This window comes from Kitasatospora sp. NPDC051984 (assembly GCF_044593455.1).
GTDB lineage: Bacteria > Actinomycetota > Actinomycetes > Streptomycetales > Streptomycetaceae > Kitasatospora.
In genome coordinates, this window is sequence record NZ_JBIUCB010000013.1 from 97,235 (window position 1) to 113,552 (window position 16,318).

General features: G+C 72.7%; 20 protein-coding genes. 16 read left to right on the forward strand and 4 right to left on the reverse strand.

The window, feature by feature from the left end:
• Positions 1-21: 21 nt before the first annotated feature.
• On the reverse strand, positions 22-1,674 hold the full coding sequence (locus ACIHEI_RS24240; RefSeq protein WP_396608064.1) for an oxidoreductase: 1,653 nt from the start codon (positions 1,672-1,674) through the stop codon (positions 22-24).
• Between the two features lie 94 nt (positions 1,675-1,768).
• Here ACIHEI_RS24240 and hisD point away from each other — a divergent pair, with 94 nt between their 5' ends.
• The 8 genes from hisD to hisF are packed head-to-tail and all read left to right on the forward strand — an operon-like array spanning position 1,769 to position 7,521.
• Positions 1,769-3,076, forward strand: a complete 1,308-nt coding sequence (hisD, locus tag ACIHEI_RS24245; protein WP_396608065.1) for a histidinol dehydrogenase — start codon at positions 1,769-1,771, stop codon at positions 3,074-3,076.
• The gene (locus ACIHEI_RS24250) at positions 3,073-4,173 is read left to right on the forward strand and encodes a histidinol-phosphate transaminase (RefSeq protein WP_396608066.1); all 1,101 of its coding nucleotides are present in this window, start codon (positions 3,073-3,075) and stop codon (positions 4,171-4,173) included. Before hisD ends, ACIHEI_RS24250 begins: the two co-directional genes overlap by 4 nt.
• A gap of 7 nt (positions 4,174-4,180) precedes the next feature.
• A complete protein-coding gene (gene hisB, locus ACIHEI_RS24255) occupies positions 4,181-4,774 on the forward strand; it encodes an imidazoleglycerol-phosphate dehydratase HisB (protein ID WP_387645867.1) in 594 nt (197 codons plus the stop codon).
• Positions 4,774-4,917, forward strand: a complete 144-nt coding sequence (locus ACIHEI_RS24260) for a hypothetical protein (RefSeq protein ID WP_387645865.1) — start codon at positions 4,774-4,776, stop codon at positions 4,915-4,917. The genes hisB and ACIHEI_RS24260 overlap by 1 nt, the downstream gene beginning before the upstream one ends.
• A gap of 12 nt (positions 4,918-4,929) precedes the next feature.
• Entirely contained in the window at positions 4,930-5,565 is a 636-nt protein-coding gene (gene hisH / locus ACIHEI_RS24265; protein ID WP_387645862.1) for an imidazole glycerol phosphate synthase subunit HisH, read from the forward strand.
• Between the two features lie 29 nt (positions 5,566-5,594).
• A complete protein-coding gene (gene priA / locus ACIHEI_RS24270) occupies positions 5,595-6,323 on the forward strand; it encodes a bifunctional 1-(5-phosphoribosyl)-5-((5-phosphoribosylamino)methylideneamino)imidazole-4-carboxamide isomerase/phosphoribosylanthranilate isomerase PriA (protein WP_035861549.1) in 729 nt (242 codons plus the stop codon).
• Entirely contained in the window at positions 6,320-6,754 is a 435-nt protein-coding gene (locus ACIHEI_RS24275; RefSeq protein WP_387863925.1) for a RidA family protein, read from the forward strand. Before priA ends, ACIHEI_RS24275 begins: the two co-directional genes overlap by 4 nt.
• On the forward strand, positions 6,751-7,521 hold the full coding sequence (gene hisF / locus ACIHEI_RS24280; protein WP_387645857.1) for an imidazole glycerol phosphate synthase subunit HisF: 771 nt from the start codon (positions 6,751-6,753) through the stop codon (positions 7,519-7,521). Before ACIHEI_RS24275 ends, hisF begins: the two co-directional genes overlap by 4 nt.
• 45 nt (positions 7,522-7,566) lie before the next feature.
• On the opposite strand, the gene ACIHEI_RS24285 is transcribed toward hisF, so the two are convergent.
• Both ACIHEI_RS24285 and ACIHEI_RS24290 read right to left on the reverse strand, forming a co-directional pair.
• A complete protein-coding gene (locus ACIHEI_RS24285; RefSeq protein ID WP_396608067.1) occupies positions 7,567-8,205 on the reverse strand; it encodes a TIGR03085 family metal-binding protein in 639 nt (212 codons plus the stop codon).
• Between the two features lie 76 nt (positions 8,206-8,281).
• The gene (locus ACIHEI_RS24290; RefSeq protein ID WP_396608068.1) at positions 8,282-8,752 is read right to left on the reverse strand and encodes a hypothetical protein; all 471 of its coding nucleotides are present in this window, start codon (positions 8,750-8,752) and stop codon (positions 8,282-8,284) included.
• A 143-nt stretch (positions 8,753-8,895) separates the two neighbouring features.
• Between ACIHEI_RS24290 and ACIHEI_RS24295 the strand changes: the two genes are divergently transcribed.
• Positions 8,896-9,210: a hypothetical protein gene (locus ACIHEI_RS24295; protein WP_387863922.1), complete on the forward strand. Its 315-nt coding sequence runs from the start codon at positions 8,896-8,898 to the stop codon at positions 9,208-9,210.
• Complete coding sequence (locus tag ACIHEI_RS24300; RefSeq protein WP_396608069.1) at positions 9,210-10,940, forward strand: WXG100 family type VII secretion target; 1,731 nt, start codon at positions 9,210-9,212, stop codon at positions 10,938-10,940. Before ACIHEI_RS24295 ends, ACIHEI_RS24300 begins: the two co-directional genes overlap by 1 nt.
• A 67-nt stretch (positions 10,941-11,007) precedes the next feature.
• On the opposite strand, the gene ACIHEI_RS24305 is transcribed toward ACIHEI_RS24300, so the two are convergent.
• Positions 11,008-11,706 (reverse strand): hypothetical protein, encoded by a 699-nt coding sequence (locus ACIHEI_RS24305; protein ID WP_392948620.1) that lies wholly within the window; start codon positions 11,704-11,706, stop codon positions 11,008-11,010.
• Positions 11,707-11,815: 109 nt separating this feature from the next.
• Between ACIHEI_RS24305 and hisI the strand changes: the two genes are divergently transcribed.
• The 6 genes from hisI (at position 11,816) to trpC (ending at position 16,313) form a co-directional block, all read left to right on the forward strand.
• Positions 11,816-12,190, forward strand: coding sequence for a phosphoribosyl-AMP cyclohydrolase (gene hisI / locus ACIHEI_RS24310; protein ID WP_387645842.1), 375 nt, complete (start codon positions 11,816-11,818; stop codon positions 12,188-12,190).
• A 41-nt stretch (positions 12,191-12,231) separates the two neighbouring features.
• Complete coding sequence (locus ACIHEI_RS24315; protein WP_387645840.1) at positions 12,232-13,734, forward strand: anthranilate synthase component I; 1,503 nt, start codon at positions 12,232-12,234, stop codon at positions 13,732-13,734.
• A gap of 46 nt (positions 13,735-13,780) precedes the next feature.
• The gene (locus tag ACIHEI_RS24320; RefSeq protein WP_396608070.1) at positions 13,781-14,386 is read left to right on the forward strand and encodes a TIGR02234 family membrane protein; all 606 of its coding nucleotides are present in this window, start codon (positions 13,781-13,783) and stop codon (positions 14,384-14,386) included.
• Positions 14,387-14,516: 130 nt separating this feature from the next.
• On the forward strand, positions 14,517-14,765 hold the full coding sequence (locus tag ACIHEI_RS24325; protein ID WP_392948614.1) for an HGxxPAAW family protein: 249 nt from the start codon (positions 14,517-14,519) through the stop codon (positions 14,763-14,765).
• Positions 14,766-14,856: 91 nt separating this feature from the next.
• Entirely contained in the window at positions 14,857-15,282 is a 426-nt protein-coding gene (locus ACIHEI_RS24330) for a DUF2752 domain-containing protein (RefSeq protein WP_387645832.1), read from the forward strand.
• A gap of 218 nt (positions 15,283-15,500) precedes the next feature.
• On the forward strand, positions 15,501-16,313 hold the full coding sequence (trpC, locus tag ACIHEI_RS24335) for an indole-3-glycerol phosphate synthase TrpC (RefSeq protein WP_387645829.1): 813 nt from the start codon (positions 15,501-15,503) through the stop codon (positions 16,311-16,313).
• The last annotated feature ends 5 nt before the right edge of the window (positions 16,314-16,318 follow it).

Below are 16,318 nucleotides of genomic sequence, written 5' to 3' on the forward strand. Positions count from 1 at the left end.
CCGCCGCTCCGGACTTACCGGCTAGCCGCGCTGGAGGAGGCGGGTGACGCCGGCCACGGCGGTGGTGGCGAGGACCCAGCCGGTCAGGACCAGGGCGGTGGCGACCCACTGGCCGGGGCGGTCGGGGTTCCAGCCGGCCTGGCCGAGGTCGATCAGGGGGAGGACCTTGCCGGCCGCGTACAGGGCCGGGTTCCACGCCACCGCTTCGTCGGGTTTGATCGGCGCCGGCGGGTGTTCCTGGAAGTAGATGGTGCCGAGCGCCCAGGCGAGGACCAGCCAGGTGGCGGCCCGGCCGGGGCGGTAGCCGTAGCCGACGGCGGCGTCCTGGAGGTGGCCCCAGAGCCGGCCGGGCAGCGGCAGGGTGGCGCGGCGGCGGCGCTGTTTGGCGAGCAGGACGGTGCGGGCGTCCTCGTCGGCGCCGTCGCGGCGCAGGGCGGCGGCGAGCTGCTCGTAGGCCTCGGGGCGGAACTCGGCGCCGGACTCCAGCCATTCGACGCGGCGTTCCAGCGGGAAGGGCTCGGCGGGGCGGAGCGATTCGTAGCTGAAGCCGGTGAGTGAGATGTGCCGGTCGGTGGGCCAGGCGCCGGGGGAGTCGACCAGGTTGCCGATCCGGGCGCGGTTGAGGCTGACGGTGCCGGTGGGCGGGGTTCGGCAGGTGAAGCGGAGCTCGGGGGTCTGGATCCGGTTGAGGGAGAGTTCCTGGTCGGGACCGAGGTGGAACTCGGCGGCGGTGATCAGGCAGGCGTTGTCGAAGCGGGCGTCGGAGAGCCGGACCCGGCCCCATGAGCGGAACGGGGTGTGGGTGACGTCCTCGTAGGCGGCGGTGGCGGGTTCGCCGTAGCCGGAGCCGTAGACGGTGCGGGAGCCGGTCCAGTCGGCGTCGGCGGAGCCGGACAGGTACAGGGTGTGGCCGATGGTGATCCGCGGGGCGTTGAGCGCGTTGGGGTTGACGGGCGAGGCCCGCAGGGTGGCGCCGCGCAGCGAGAGGCGGCCGCCGATCCGGGCCGAGCGCAGGCCCACCTCGCCGAGCACGTCGAGCCGTTCGGCCTCGCAGTCCTGGTTGACGCCGATCCCGTCGGCGGACAGCGAGCGCCCGAAGCTGTCGGGGCCGATGGCGGACTGGTTGAGCAGCAGGTCGGTGCCGATCCGGGCGTCGGTGAGCCGGACGCCGGCGGGTATGCCGCAGCGGGCCAGGTGCAGGTCGCCCTCGGTGGCGATCCGGGACGCCTCCAGCCGGGGGAGTGCGCAGGAGACCAGCCGCAGGGTGGCGGCGGAGGCCTCGGAGAGCAGCAGCTTGTGGTCGAAGCGGCACAGCCGCAGCTCGACGTAGCCGTCGATCCGGCCGCCGGCCAGGTCGAGCCGGCCGGTGATCCGGGCGCCGGTGAGCTTGAGCGAGGTGACCTTGCCGGGCGCGGGGGCGGGGCCGTGCAGCAGCAGCCGGGCGATCACCTCGGCGCGGACGGTGCGCTCCGGCCCCCAGGGGGTGGAGTCGAACGGGTCGTCGGGGCCGCGGCTCTCCTCGTCCGGGCGGACGGCCTGCCCGGCGGGGGCGGGCCGGACCAGGTCGGTGCGGGGGTCGGAGCGGTCGGCCCGTAGGTCGTACACGTCGCCGTGGCGGAACGCCTCCCACAGGCCGCGTTCGGTGTCCGTCCAGTCGTCCGGTGCCTGATCCACCGCGCCCCCCGATGATCTTGTAGCCGTCTCACCTTTCGTATCACGGACTGAAATGCCCGGATGTGGTTTTTCGCCACTCCTTACACTTGGGCCTGTGATCTCTCGAATCGACCTCCGCGGCTCCGACCAGGACCCCCGCGACGTGCTGCCCCGTGCCGAGTTCGACGTGGAGGCCGCCCTTGAGAAGGTGCGGCCGATCGCGGAGGACGTACGCCATCGTGGCGTGGCGGCGTTGATAGAGATCACCGAGCGTTTCGACGGGGTGCGGCTGACGTCCACCCGTGTCCCGGCCGAGCAGATCGCCGAGGCCCTGGAGCAGCTCGACCGGAAGGTGCGCGCCGCGCTGGAGGAGTCGATCCGCCGGGCCCGCGCCGTGCACGGCGACCAGCGGCGCACCGGCCACACCACGCAGGTGGTGCCGGGCGGCACCGTCACCCAGCGCTGGGTGCCGGTAGACCGGGTCGGCCTGTACGTGCCGGGCGGTCTGGCGGTCTACCCGTCCTCCGTTGTGATGAACGTGGTGCCCGCCCAGGAGGCCGGAGTGACCGGCATCGCCGTCACCTCGCCGCCGCAGAAGGCGTTCGGCGGCCGGGTGCACCCGACCATCCTGGCGGCGTGCGCGCTGCTCGGCGTGGACGAGGTGTACGCGGTGGGCGGCGCCCAGGCGGTGGCGATGTTCGCGCTCGGCACCGAGGAGTGCGCGCCCGTCAACCTGGTCACCGGCCCCGGCAACATCTACGTGGCGGCCGCCAAGCGGCTGTTCGCCGGCCGGATCGGCATCGACTCCGAGGCCGGCCCGACCGAGATCATGGTGCTCGCGGACGACACGGCGGACGCCGCCGAGGTCGCCGCCGACCTGATCAGCCAGGCCGAGCACGGCCCGACCTCCGGTTCGGTGCTGGTCACCGCCTCGGCGGAGCTGGCCGACGCGGTGGAGGCCGAGCTGAAGATCCAGGTCGCCCGCACCCGGCACTCCGAGCGGGTGGCCGAGGCGCTGGGCGGCCCGCAGTCCGGCATCATCCTGGTCGACGACCTGGACCAGGGCCTGGCCGTCGTCAACGCGTACGCCGCCGAGCACCTGGAGATCCAGACCGCCGACCCGCACGCCGTCTCCGAGCGGGTGCGCAACGCCGGCGCGATCTTCCTCGGCCGCTTCACCCCCGTCTCGCTGGGCGACTACGCGGCCGGCTCCAACCACGTGCTGCCGACCGGCGGCTGCGCCTGCCACTCCTCGGGCCTGTCCGTGCAGACCTTCCTGCGCGGCGTCCAGGTCGTCGAGTACGACCGCCAGGCGCTGGCCGACATCGCCGCGCACGTGGTCAACCTGTCCGAGGCCGAGGACCTGCCCGGCCACGGCGATGCGATCAAGGCCCGATTCGAGTGGAGTGTCCCCAGCTCGTGACGACCATCGACGACCTCCCCGTCCGGGACGAACTCCGCGGCCAGTCCCCTTACGGCGCACCGCAGTTGGACGTGCCCGTCCAGCTGAACACCAACGAGAACCCGTACCCGCTGCCCGAGCCCCTGGTGGCCCGGATCGCCGAGCGGGTCGCCGACGCCGCCCGGCAGCTCAACCGCTACCCGGACCGGGACGCGGTCGAGCTGCGCACCGGCCTGGCGGCGTACCTGAGCCGCACCACCGGCCACGCCGTGACGAAGGACCAGGTGTGGGCCGCCAACGGCTCCAACGAGGTGCTCCAGCAGCTGCTGCAGACCTTCGGCGGGCCCGGCCGCACCGCGATCGGCTTCGAGCCCTCGTACTCGATGCACGCGCTGATCGCCCGCGGCACCGGCACCGCCTGGGTCTCCGGCCCGCGCAACGAGGACTTCACCATCGACCTGGACGCGGCCCGCGCGGCGATCGCCGAGCTGCGCCCGGACGTGGTGTTCATCTGCTCGCCGAACAATCCGACCGGCACCGCCGTCGAGGCCGACACGGTGCTCGCGCTGTACGAGGCCGCGCAGGCCGCCAAGCCGAGCGTGGTGGTGGTGGACGAGGCGTACGTCGAGTTCTCGCACCGCGCCTCGCTGCTGCCGCTGCTGGCCGGCCGCCCCAACCTGGTGGTCTCGCGCACCATGTCGAAGGCGTTCGGCGCGGCCGGGCTGCGGCTCGGCTACCTGGCCGCCGATCCGGCCGTGGTGGACGCGGTGCAGCTGGTCCGGCTGCCGTACCACCTGTCGGCGGTCACCCAGGCGACGGCGCTGGCCTGCCTGGAGCACACCGACACGCTGCTCGGCTACGTCGCGCAGCTGAAGTCCGAGCGTGACCGGCTGGTGGTCGCGCTGCGCGAGCTCGGCCTCGAAGTGACCGACTCGGACGCCAACTTCATCCAGTTCGGCCGCTTCGCCGACACCCACGCGGTGTGGCAGGCGATCCTCGACCAGGGCGTGCTGGTCCGCGACAACGGCGTGCCCGGCTGGCTGCGCGTCACCGCCGGAACGCCCGCCGAGAACGACGCCTTCCTGGCCGCCGTGTCCTCCGTGATCAAGGAGCTGTAACCCCGCAATGTCCCGTATCGGCCGCGTCGAACGCACCACCAAGGAGACCTCCGTCCTGGTCGAGATCGACCTCGACGGAACCGGCAGGACGGACGTCTCCACGGGCGTCGGGTTCTACGACCACATGCTCGACCAGCTCGGCCGCCACGGCCTCTTCGACCTCACCGTGAAGACCGACGGCGACCTGCACATCGACACCCACCACACCATCGAGGACACCGCGCTCGCCCTCGGCGCCGCCTTCCGGCAGGCGCTCGGCGACAAGGTCGGCATCTACCGGTTCGGCAACTGCACCGTCCCGCTGGACGAGTCGCTGGCGCAGGTCACCGTCGACCTGTCGGGCCGCCCGTACCTGGTGCACACCGAGCCCGAGGGCATGGCCCCGATGATCGGCTCGTACGACACCACGATGACCCGGCACATCCTGGAGTCCTTCGTCGCACAGGCCCAGATCGCCCTGCACGTGCACGTGCCGTACGGCCGCAACGCGCACCACATCGTGGAGTGCCAGTTCAAGGCGCTCGCCCGGGCGCTGCGCTACGCCTCCGAGCGGGACCCGCGCGCCGAAGGCATCCTCCCGTCCACGAAGGGTGCCCTCTGATGGCATCGGTAATGATCTTCCTCGGCCTCTTCTTCGCCGCCGGCGTCTACTCGTTCTGGAAGCAGGACAAGCCGAAGAGCGTGATCGTCGTCCTCGGCTTCGCCTCGGCCATGCTGCTGGCCGCCGGCATCCTGCGCTACTAGGAGTTTCGCGACATGAGCAAGAACGTGGTGGTGCTGGACTACGGCTCCGGCAACCTGCGCTCCGCCCAGCGCGCCGTCGAACGGACCGGCGCCAACGTCACCGTCACCTCCAACTTCCAGCAGGCGCTGGACGCGGACGGCCTGCTGGTACCGGGCGTCGGAGCCTTCGAGGCGTGCATGCGCGGCCTGAAGGCGGTGCGCGGCGAGCAGATCATCGGCCGCCGGCTGGCCGGTGGCCGCCCGGTGCTGGGGATCTGCGTCGGCATGCAGATCCTGTTCGAGAAGGGTGTCGAGCACGGCATCGAGACCGAGGGCTGCGACGAGTGGCCCGGCGTGGTCGAGCCGCTGGACGCGCCGGTCGTCCCGCACATGGGCTGGAACACCGTCGACGCCGCCGCGGACAGCCGGATGTTCGCCGGGATGGACGCCGACACCCGGTTCTACTTCGTGCACTCCTACGGCGTGCGGCACTGGCTGCTGGAGACCCACTCCGAGAAGATCCGCGCCCCCAAGGTGACCTGGGCCACCCACGGGCAGCCGTTCGTCGCCGCGGTGGAGAACGGCCCGCTGTGGGCCACCCAGTTCCACCCCGAGAAGTCCGGCGACGCCGGCGCCGCCCTGCTGACCAACTGGGTCGACACCCTCTGACGCCCTCCGACTTGGGAGACCAACGGATCATGACCAACCGCCTCGAACTGCTGCCCGCCGTCGACGTCCGCGACGGGCAGGCCGTCCGCCTGGTCAAGGGCGCCTCCGGCACCGAGACCTCCTTCGGCGAGCCGCTCGCCGCCGCCCTGGCCTGGCAGAACGCCGGCGCCGAGTGGCTGCACCTGGTCGACCTGGACGCCGCGTTCGGCACCGGCAGCAACCGCGACCTGCTCCGCGAGGTCACCGGCCGGCTCGACATCAAGGTCGAGCTGTCCGGCGGCATCCGCGACGACGAGTCGCTGGCCGCCGCGCTCGCCACCGGTTGCACCCGGGTCAACCTCGGCACCGCCGCCCTGGAGAGCCCCGAGTGGGTCGCCAAGGTGATCGCCGAGCACGGCGACAAGATCGCCGTCGGCCTCGACGTGGTCGGCACCACCCTGCGCGGCCGCGGCTGGACCCGCGACGGCGGCCAGCTGTTCGACGTCCTGGCCCGCCTGGACTCCGAGGGCTGCGCCCGCTACGTGGTCACCGACGTCAACCGCGACGGCACCCTGACCGGCCCCAACCTCCAGCTGCTGCGCGACGTCTGCGCCGCCACCGACCGCCCGGTGGTCGCCTCCGGCGGCGTGTCGTCGCTGGACGACCTGCGCGCGATCGCCACCCTGGTGCCGGAGGGCGTCGAGGGCTCGATCGTCGGCAAGGCCCTCTACGAGCAGAAGTTCACCCTCGAAGAGGCCCTGGAGGCTGTGTCCCGATGACCGACGAAACCCCGGCCGCCGACGCCCCCCAGTCCGAAGCGTCCTCCCGGGAGGACGCGTACGGACACTCCCGGGCAGTGGTGGCCGGGGACTTCGTCCTGGTCGCGGGCTGCACCGCCTTCGACGACAAGGTCGCCCTGGTCGAGGGCGACCCGTACGAGCAGACGATCGCCGCCTTCAAGGTGGCCTTCGAGGCGCTCGACCGCTACGGACTCACCGCCGCCGACGTGGTCCGCACCCGGATGTACCTCACCCACGTCCGGGACTGCGACGAGGTCGGCCGCGCCCACAAGGAACTCTTCGACCAGGTCCGGCCGGTCACCACGATGGTGGTCGTGCAGGGCCTGACCGACTCCCGGATGATGGTCGAGGTCGAGCTGGAGGCCCACCGCCCCGGCCTGGCCCGCACTTTGGAAGGCAAGCAGCCGTGACACTCGCAGTACGCGTGATCCCCTGTCTGGACGTGGACGCCGGACGCGTCGTCAAGGGCGTCAACTTCCAGAACCTGCGCGACGCCGGCGACCCGGTCGAACTCGCCAAGCTCTACGACGCCCAGGGCGCCGACGAGTTGACCTTCCTCGACATCACCGCCTCGTCCGGCTCCCGGGAGACCACCTACGACGTGGTCCGCCGCACCGCCGAGCAGGTGTTCATCCCGCTCACCGTCGGCGGCGGCGTGCGCACCACCGAGGACGTCGACAAGCTGCTGCGGGCCGGCGCCGACAAGGTCGGCGTCAACACCGCGGCGATCGCCCGCCCCGAACTGATCCGCGAGATCGCCCGGCGCTTCGGCCGCCAGGTGCTGGTCCTGTCGGTCGACGCCCGGCGCTGCCCCGAGGGCACCCAGACCGCCTCCGGCTTCGAGGTCACCACCCACGGCGGCCGCCAGGGCACCGGCCTGGACGCCGTCGAATGGGCGGTGCGGGCCGCCGAACTCGGCGCCGGCGAGATCCTGCTGAACTCGATGGACGCCGACGGCACCAAGGACGGATACGACCTGGAGATGATCGGCGCCGTCCGCAAGGCCGTCTCGCTGCCCGTCATCGCCTCCGGCGGGGCCGGCAAGCTCGCCGACTTCGCACCCGCCGTCGACGCCGGCGCCGACGCCGTGCTCGCCGCCAGCGTCTTCCACTTCGGCGACCTGACGATCGGCCAGGTCAAGGACGAACTCCGGACCACCGGCCACCCCGTCCGCTGACGCAACGACGCCCCCACCGGCCCGGTGGGGGCGTCGAACGGTTCGTCAGCTCTCCGGCAGCGGCAGCGTCTCGGCCAGCTCGGCGACCGCCTCTGGCTCGCCCTGCACCGTCACCGCCGCCTTCGCGCCGCGTCCGAACAGGAACAGCACCAGCTCGCCCGGTTCCCCGGTCACCGTCACCAGGGGCCGCTCCCCGCGACGGATCGTCACCTCCCGGCCGTCCGGCCGCGCCAGCCGCAGCGAGACCGCCGGGCGCGATTCGCCCAGCCGGGCCGCCATCGGGACCCGCCGCCACAGCGCCTCCGCCAGTTCGGCCGACACCGGCTCCGGTTCGAACGGGACCGCCCGGCGGACGTCCTCCGCGTGCACGAAGTACTCCAGCAGGTTCGCCGCCTCGTCCACACCCGGCAGGTTGAACGGCGAGAACGCCGGCGGCCCCGAGCGGAAAGACTTCACCAACTGCTCGTACGGGCGCCTCGCCGCGCGGTCCTGCACCCGCCGGGTCCACCTCGCCAGCGCGTGCACCTTGATCCCGGCCGCCGCGTCCGGCCGGCCCTCCCGCACCACCAGATGGGCCACCAGATCCCTGGTCAGCCACCCCCCGCACAAGGTCGGCCCGTCCGGGCCGGCCGCCGACAACAATCCGGTAAGACGGGCACGCTCGGCCCGTGCAAGGCTCGACATGCCGCACAGCCTACGCAGCAGGTCGGGCCTTGAACGTTGGCGCGCACGTGATCCTGCACGCACTTGACGGGTGGGGTCAGGCCTTGAAGGTCAGGGCGCAGGTGATGCCGCGGAACCCCTGCTGGTAGAACTCCAGCGGCAGGCCGACCGAGGTGGCGTGGCGCGGGCCGTCGGCGGTGCGCTGGAGGGCCTGCGTCGTCGGGGCCTTGCACAGCTCGGTCAGGGTGCGGAAGATCGCCGGGAGGTCGGCCAGACCGTCCGGCAGGTCCGCGTTGGCGATCGCCTCGGCGTCGTGCGGCTGGTCGCAGGGGACGGCGGTGGGCTGCTGCACCTTGCTGAGCCGCGGCACCTGGAAACACGTGCCCGGGGTGAAGTACGGGTACGGAATGACCTTGGTCGGACTCGGTGAAGGTGCCGGGGAGGAACTGGGGGGAGGCGGTGGAGCAGCGGCCGGCCGGTGCGGCTCGGGCCACAGCAGGACGGCGGCCAGGGCCGCCAGAAGGACCGCCACCACCGCAGTCAGGACCGTCTTCTGTCGCCCACTCATGCCAACCCCCTGGTTCCACCGCCATTGTGATGGTTCGGCGATGGGCGCGGCAGTGCTTTTCGGACATCTGTTTGCGAAGCCTTTGCCTGCGAATCAGTAGGATGACCGGCCAGTTGAAAGGTCGCCGAGGGAGGGCAACTGTCATGGGGGACGGCGGATTTCGGGTCGAACCGGGCGCACTCGATCGATATGCGTCACTGCTTGCCGAGCAGTCCGAACTGCTGAGCAGGATCGCGTCGGCCACCGCCGCGATCACCATCTCGTCCAACGCCTTCGGGCACCTGCCGAACGCCCAGCACCTGGCTTCGGCGTACCAGGAGCACGCGAACGCCAACAAGGAGAACGTCGGCGTGCTCGGCAACGCCGTCAACAACACCTCCGAGGGGCTGGCGGGCGTCTCGCAGAACTACATGGACCACGAGGACCACGTGGTGCGCACGATGGGTGGTGGCATGTAATGACGAAGCCAAGCCCCAGTGGCAAGGTCTCGGCCCCCGCGCCCAAGCCGAAGACGACGCCGCCGCCGCAGCAGCGCCCGGCCCCGCAGCCGTCGCGCCCGGTGACGGATCCGCGGACGTTGGGACGCACCCCGCAGCAACAGGCGCCGCAGCCGCGTGTTCCGCAGCAGCCGCAGGTGCCGCACCCGCAGCAGCCTCCGCAGGTGCAGCACCCGCAGCAGCCTCCTCAGACGCAGCACCCGCAACAGCCTCCGCAGGCGCCGAACCACCCGACGGGCGGCGATGACGGTGGCGCTGACGGGGTCGGGGCGGTCGATCCGCGGGACGGCTGGTTCAAGGGCAAGCTGAAGGGCTCGGCCTCGACCATCCTCGACGGCCTGACCCAGCGCGGTACCGAGTGGGCCGGCGACCAGATCTTCGGCCCGAAGGACCCGCCGGCCGCCGAGCCGGGCGCCGGCGAGGGTGGCGGCGAGGGCGGCGGGGGTGCCTCCGGTGGGCCGGTCGGGCGGCCGGCGCCGGGTGATGGCTGGGAGGACCTCATTCCGCGCGGCCCCGGGCGGGACCCGGGCTACGACCCGGACCCGGGTTTCCACTTCGACCCGGGCCGCGGTGCCGGGGGTGGCGGCGGTATGTGGAGCGGCCCCTACCCCGTCGATCCGGGCAGCATGCCGGGCGGCCTGGGTGGAATGCTCGGTGCCAGTGACGCCTACGCCTGGGCGCACGCCCGGGTCGAGCAGGCGATGGCGCACCTGCCCCCGGCCCAGCACCCCGACCGCAATGGCCTGGGCGGCATGCTCGACGAGGCGGTCGAGTGGGCGCTGGAGCAGTCCGGCCTGATCGAGATGCTGGAGAAGGTCACCGGCAACCTCGCGGAGCTGAACGCGGCCGCCGAGGAGTGGCAGGCGCAGGCGCACGCCGTGCAGTCGGTCGCGACCGAACTGCGGGGCGGCGCGGTGCCGCTCTCCGAGGCGTGGGCGGGCGGCGCCAGCGACGCGTTCGGCGGTCACATGGGCGAGGTCGCGGACGCGCTCGACCAGACCGCGCAGGGCATGCTGGAGACCGCGCAGATCATCAACTCGGCGGCGCAGGAGTGCGCGATGGCCGAGGGCATGGTGATCCAGATCATCAGCGAGGCGATCGAGGCGCTGATCGTGTCGCTGGCCGCCGAGGCGGTGATCGCGGTGTTCACCATGGGCATCGGCCTGATCGCGGACGCGCTGATCACCGAGGCGGAGATCGCCGTCTTCGTGGCCCGGGTGGGCCGGGTCTCGGCCCAGCTGGCGCAGAAGCTGGAGGCGCTGCTGAAGGCGCTGAAGGAGATGGGCCAGGCGGTGAAGGCGGTCCGCAACCTGAGCAGCGTCAGCCGGGCGCTGAAGCAGGTCAAGAACGTGAAGACCGCGGTCCAGGGCATGCGGGAGCTGGAGCAGGGCGAGGGGATGATCGCCAAGGCCGCCCAGCAGCTCGACGGCGAGGCCAGCAAGTGGGCCAACAACCAGTTCCGAGACCTGCTCGGCATCGAGGACGACGACCCGGTGCAGCGCGGCGACGGCACGCTCAAGGGCAACCTGAAGGCGGCCGGCCAGTCCGCGATGGCGGTCGGCAAGGAGGGCCTGAAGAGCCCCGTCAACAAGGAAGCGATCAAGCAGGAGCTCCTGCACGACGTGGGCCTGGCCAACGACCCGGCGCCGTACCGGGTGGACGAGTCGCGGATCGCGACCGCGTTCGGCTGACAGATGACCGAGGCCCCGCCGCCGTACCCGGGTACGGCGGCGGGGCCTCGTCGTGCGGTCCGTGCGGTCAGCGCCCGGCCGTCGCCGCGCGGAACGCCTCGCGCTCGGCCTCGTCCTCGAAGTCCAGGGCGATCCAGGAGCCGTCCGCGAACAGCAGGTCCTGGCGGGCGGCCCAGATGTCGTTCGGGGTGTCGGGGCGCAGCCACCAGCTGCCGAGCGGGAGTTCGTACATCGGGACGGCCCGGTAGTGCTGCTTGGCCTGCAGGAGGTCCCAGCGGCTGAGGATCAGCAGCCGGCGGTCCGTCAGCAGCACCGTGAAGTAGTCGTGGTCGGCCCGCAGCTTCTCGCCGGGCGTGGTCCGCACCGCGCGCCAGAACTGCCAGGCCGTCGAGCCCTCGTCGCCGCTCAGCGAGCCGCCGTGCATCGGCCGGCGGATCGCCCGGTAGGCGCGCCGGGTCAGCGACAGGCCGTACGGGCGCCGCAGGTGGATGTCCGGGGTGAACCAGAAGACGAACCAGCGCGGCAGGAAGTACAGCAGGAAGCCGTACCAGAGCCGCACGAAGAAGTTGTAGATCCACGCCAGCGGGGCGTGGCTCGCGGCGCGGACGGTGTCGCGGTCCCACCAGAGCGGTGCGAGGCGGTCCAGTTTCATCGCCCAGGTGCCGATCATCGGCTCGCCGGGGTAGAGGTGTTCGCCCGCCGTCCGCTGGAGCAGGTGGTGACCGAAGGCGACGGTCGGCAATGGTTGCGGCTGGTACTGACTCACCCGGCAAATCCCCCATCGTGCAGAGCAGTTCTGTTTTTCGTCGGGGGTCAAACTACCGCCCTGGCGGGGCCGCCCGGGCCGGCCGGGCCCGCCTGCGAGAATGGACTGCATGTCGATCAACCCCGCCGCCCCCGGCAGCACCGCCCTGGACCCGGCGATCGCCGCCCGCCTCAAGCGCACCCCGGACGGTCTGGTGCCCGCCGTCGCCCAGCAGTACGACACCGGCGAGGTGCTGATGCTCGGGTGGATGGACGACGAGGCGCTGCACCGCACCCTGACCACCGGCCGCTGCACGTACTGGAGCCGCAGCCGCAACGAGTACTGGGTGAAGGGCGACACCTCCGGTCACTTCCAGCACGTCAAGCACGTCGCGCTGGACTGTGACGGCGACACCCTGCTGGTCAAGGTCGACCAGGTCGGCGCGGCCTGCCACACCGGCGAGCGGACCTGTTTCGACGCCGATGTGCTGCCGCTGTCCCGCTAGCCTGTTCCCGACCACCCGCTCTCTCATCTGATCGGTGCCCCATGGAACTTGAGGCTTTCCGCGCGCTCGCCGCAGACACCCGGGTCATTCCCGTCACCCGCCGGCTCCTCGCGGACGGCCTCACCCCGATCGGCGTGTACCGCAGCCTGGCGGCCGAGCGGCCCGGCACCTTCCTGCTGGAGTCCGCCGAGCAGGGCAGCTGGACCAGGTACTCGTTCGTCGGGGTGCGCTCCGGCGCCGTTCTGACGGTCGGCCAGGACGGCGGCGCGCGCTGGCTGGGCGAACCGCCGGTCGGCATCCCGACCTCCGGCGACCCGCTGGAGGTGCTGCGTGCCACGCTGGCCGCCCTGCACACCCCTCGGCACCCGGACGACGGCCTGCCGCCGCTCACCGGCGGCCTGGTCGGCTACCTCGGCTACGACGTGGTCCGCCGCCTGGAGAACCTGCCGAACCTCACCCCGGACGACCTGCGGCTGCCCGAGCTGACCATGCTGCTGGCCACCGACCTGGCCGTGCTCGACCACGCGTCCGGCACCGTGCTGCTGATCGCCAACGCCGTCAACCACAACGACCTGGCCACCGGCGTGGACGAGGCGTACGCCGACGCGGTGGCCCGGCTGGACGCGATGGAGGCCGACCTGCGCCGCCCCGTCGACCCGGGCCTGGCGACCTGGACGCCGACCGAGGTGGACGCGCACTCGCCGTTCGGCGGCGAGCCCTACCGCAAGGCGGTGGAGGTGGTGAAGGAGCGGATCCGGGCCGGCGAGGCGTTCCAGGTGGTGCCCTCGCAGCGCTTCGAGGCCCCCTGCGAGGCGTCCGCGCTGGACGTCTACCGGGTTCTGCGCACCACCAACCCCAGCCCGTACATGTACCTGTTCCGCTTCCCCGGCCCGGACGGCGGTGCGGAGGGCGGCTTCGACGTGGTCGGCTCCAGCCCGGAGGCGCTGGTCAAGGTCGCCGAGGGCGAGGCGATGGTGCATCCGATCGCCGGGACCCGGCACCGCGGCGCCACCGCGCTCGAGGACGCCGAGCTGGCCGCCGAGCTGCTGGCCGACCCGAAGGAGCGGGCCGAGCACCTGATGCTGGTCGACCTGGGCCGCAACGACCTGGGCCGGGTCTGCGCGCCGGGCTCGGTCGAGGTGGTGGAGTTCATGGCGGTCGAGCGCTACAGCCACGTGATGCACATCGTCTCCACCGTCACCGGCAAGGTCGCCGAGGGCCGCAGCGCGCTCGACGTGCTCACCGCCTGCTTCCCGGCCGGCACGCTGTCCGGCGCGCCCAAGCCCCGCGCCATGCAGATCATCGAGGAGCTGGAGCCGACCCGGCGCGGCCTGTACGGCGGCTGCGTCGGCTACCTGGACTTCGCCGGGGACTCGGACACCGCGATCGCGATCCGCACCGCGGTGATCCGCGGCGGCACCGCGTACGTGCAGGCCGGGGCGGGCGTGGTCGCCGATTCCGACCCGCACGCCGAGGACACCGAGTGCCGCAACAAGGCCACCGCGGTGCTGCGGGCGGTCGCCGCCGCGAACACGCTGCGCTGACCGACCCGGCAGCGGGCCGCCGCGTGCGGTCGGGGACACTGGTCGGGTGAGTGAGACCCCCGCTGCATCCAAGTCCCGTGGCCCCCTCGCGCTGATGCTGCTGCTGACCGCGCTCGGCGCCACCCTGCTGCTGACCTCCGTCGGCCGCACCTGGGCGGAGGGGGTGGTGGCAGGCACGGACGGCGGCCGGATCGCGGTGCACGCCTCCGGCAGCACGCTGACCGGCCTGCCGACCGGCATGGCGCTGGTGGCGATGGCCGCCGGCGTCACGGTGTTCGCGGTGCGCGGTCGGGCCCGGATGCTGGTGGGCGCGCTGACGGCACTGGCGGGCGTGGGCGCGGTCGCCGGGGCGGTGATCGGCCGCACCGACACCGCGGGCCTGCACGCCGCCGCGGCCGGGCAGCTCGGGCTGACCAGCGGCCACGCCGAGCAGATCACCCGCACCGGCTGGCCGTGGGTGGCGCTGGCGGGCGGCCTGCTGCTGGTCGTGGCGGGCGCGCTGACCGTGTGCTTCGGCCGCAACTGGCCCGCGATGGGCTCCCGTTACGAGGCCCCGACCCGCAGCCGTCCGGCCGGGAAGACCCCGGCGGGCGCCAACAGTCCCGCTGACCTGTGGAAGGCGCTGGACCGCGGCGAGGACCCCACCGGCTGAGTGTGCTCGGCACCACGGTGGCCCCCGCTTGGGGACGCCGTGTTCGGCCCGGCACAATGGGGGTGTCAACCCGTCGAGCGCCGCCCAGGACCGCCCGAGCGGGGCCCAGGTAGAACAAGGAGCAGCATCAATGGCTTCAGCAGCGCACGGCCACACTCCCGCCGCGTGGACCGGCGTGGTCATTTCCTTCGTCGGTTTCTGCGTGGCCGGCGTGGCCATGATCATGCCGAGCGTCGTGCTGACCATCGCGGGCCTCGCCGTGGTCCTGATCGGTGGCGTCGTCGGCAAGGCGATGTCGATGGCAGGTATGGGCAAGCAGCCCAGCAAGAACTTCGCGCCGGCGCCCACCGAGGAGCGCAGCGCGGTCACCGCGGCCTGACCGCGGGACACGGTACGAACGGCGGGCCGCGCGCCCGCCGTTCGGCGTTTTCCGGCGCGTCCTCGGGGCCGGCCCGGGCACAATCGTGGCCGTGAACGCTCCCACTGCCGGCTTTGCGCCGCGCCGCCTGGTCCGCCCGCTGGCGGCGCTGGTCGCGGTGGCGATGCCCACCGCGTTCGTCGCCGCGGTCGACCCGAACACCCCCGGCCACTACCCGGTCTGCCCGGTGCTGCAGGCCACCGGCTGGTGGTGCCCCGGCTGCGGCGGGCTGCGCTGTGTGCACGCGCTGACCAGGGGCGAGCTGCTGACCGCCGCCCACGACAACCTGCTGGTGACGCTGCTGGCGCTGGCCGCGCTCGCGCTGTGGCTGCGCTGGACGGTGCGGGCGCTGCGCGGCCGCCCCGCCGGCTTCCGGCTGACCGGCCGGCAGACGGTCGTGCTGATGCTGGCGCTGGCCCTGTTCGCGGTGCTCCGCAACCTGCCGATCGGCGCCGGGCTCGCGCCCCCGGTGGTCTGAGCGAGTGCGCGCGGCGGTCCGAGCGAGTGCGCGCGGTGGTCCGAGCGAGTGCGCGCGGCGGTCCGGGGCAGGCCCTGAACGCGCGCCGGGCGGTCCGCCGATCGAGACGCACGCCGGTCGGATGCGGAGTGCGCCCCCGGGGCCCGATACCATCGAAAGGCCGGGGCCGTGCACCTGTGTCCCCGGCCACACCAGCGAAACATGATGGGGGCGCACGCGTGACTGTGCTCGACGAGATCATCGACGGGGTCCGGCAGGACCTCGCCGAGCGACAGGCCCGGACCTCCCTGGACGAGCTCAAGGAGCTCGCGGCGAAGGCACCCGCGGCGAAGGACGGCGTGGCCGCACTGCGCGGCGACGGTGTCCGGGTGATCTGCGAGGTCAAGCGCTCCAGCCCGTCCAAGGGCGCGCTGGCGGCGATCGCCGACCCGGCCGCGCTGGCGGTCGACTACGCGGCCGGCGGGGCCGCCGCGATCAGCGTGCTCACCGAGCAGCGCCGCTTCGGCGGCTCGCTGGCCGACCTGGACGCGGTGCGTGCCGCGGTCGAGACGCCGATCCTCCGCAAGGACTTCATCGTCACCGCCTACCAGCTGTGGGAGGCCCGCGCGCACGGCGCGGACCTGGCGCTGCTGATCGTTGCCGCGCTGGAGCAGCCGGCCCTGGTCTCGCTGATCGAGCGGGCCGAGTCGATCGGGCTGACCCCGCTGGTCGAGGTGCACGACGAGGAGGAGATCGCGCGCGCGGTGGACGCCGGCGCGAAGATCATCGGCGTCAACGCCCGCAACCTGAAGACCCTCGAGGTCGACCGGAACACCTTCGGCAACGTGGTGGACGCCATCCCGGCGCACATCGTCAAGGTCGCCGAGTCCGGGGTGCGCGGCCCGCACGACCTGATCACCTACGCCAACCAGGGCGCCGACGCGGTGCTGGTCGGCGAGTCCCTGGTGACCGGCCGCGACCCGCGCACCGCGGTCGCCGACCTGGTCGCCGCCGGGGCGCACCCGGCGCTGCGCAACAACGGGCGGGGCTGACCCTC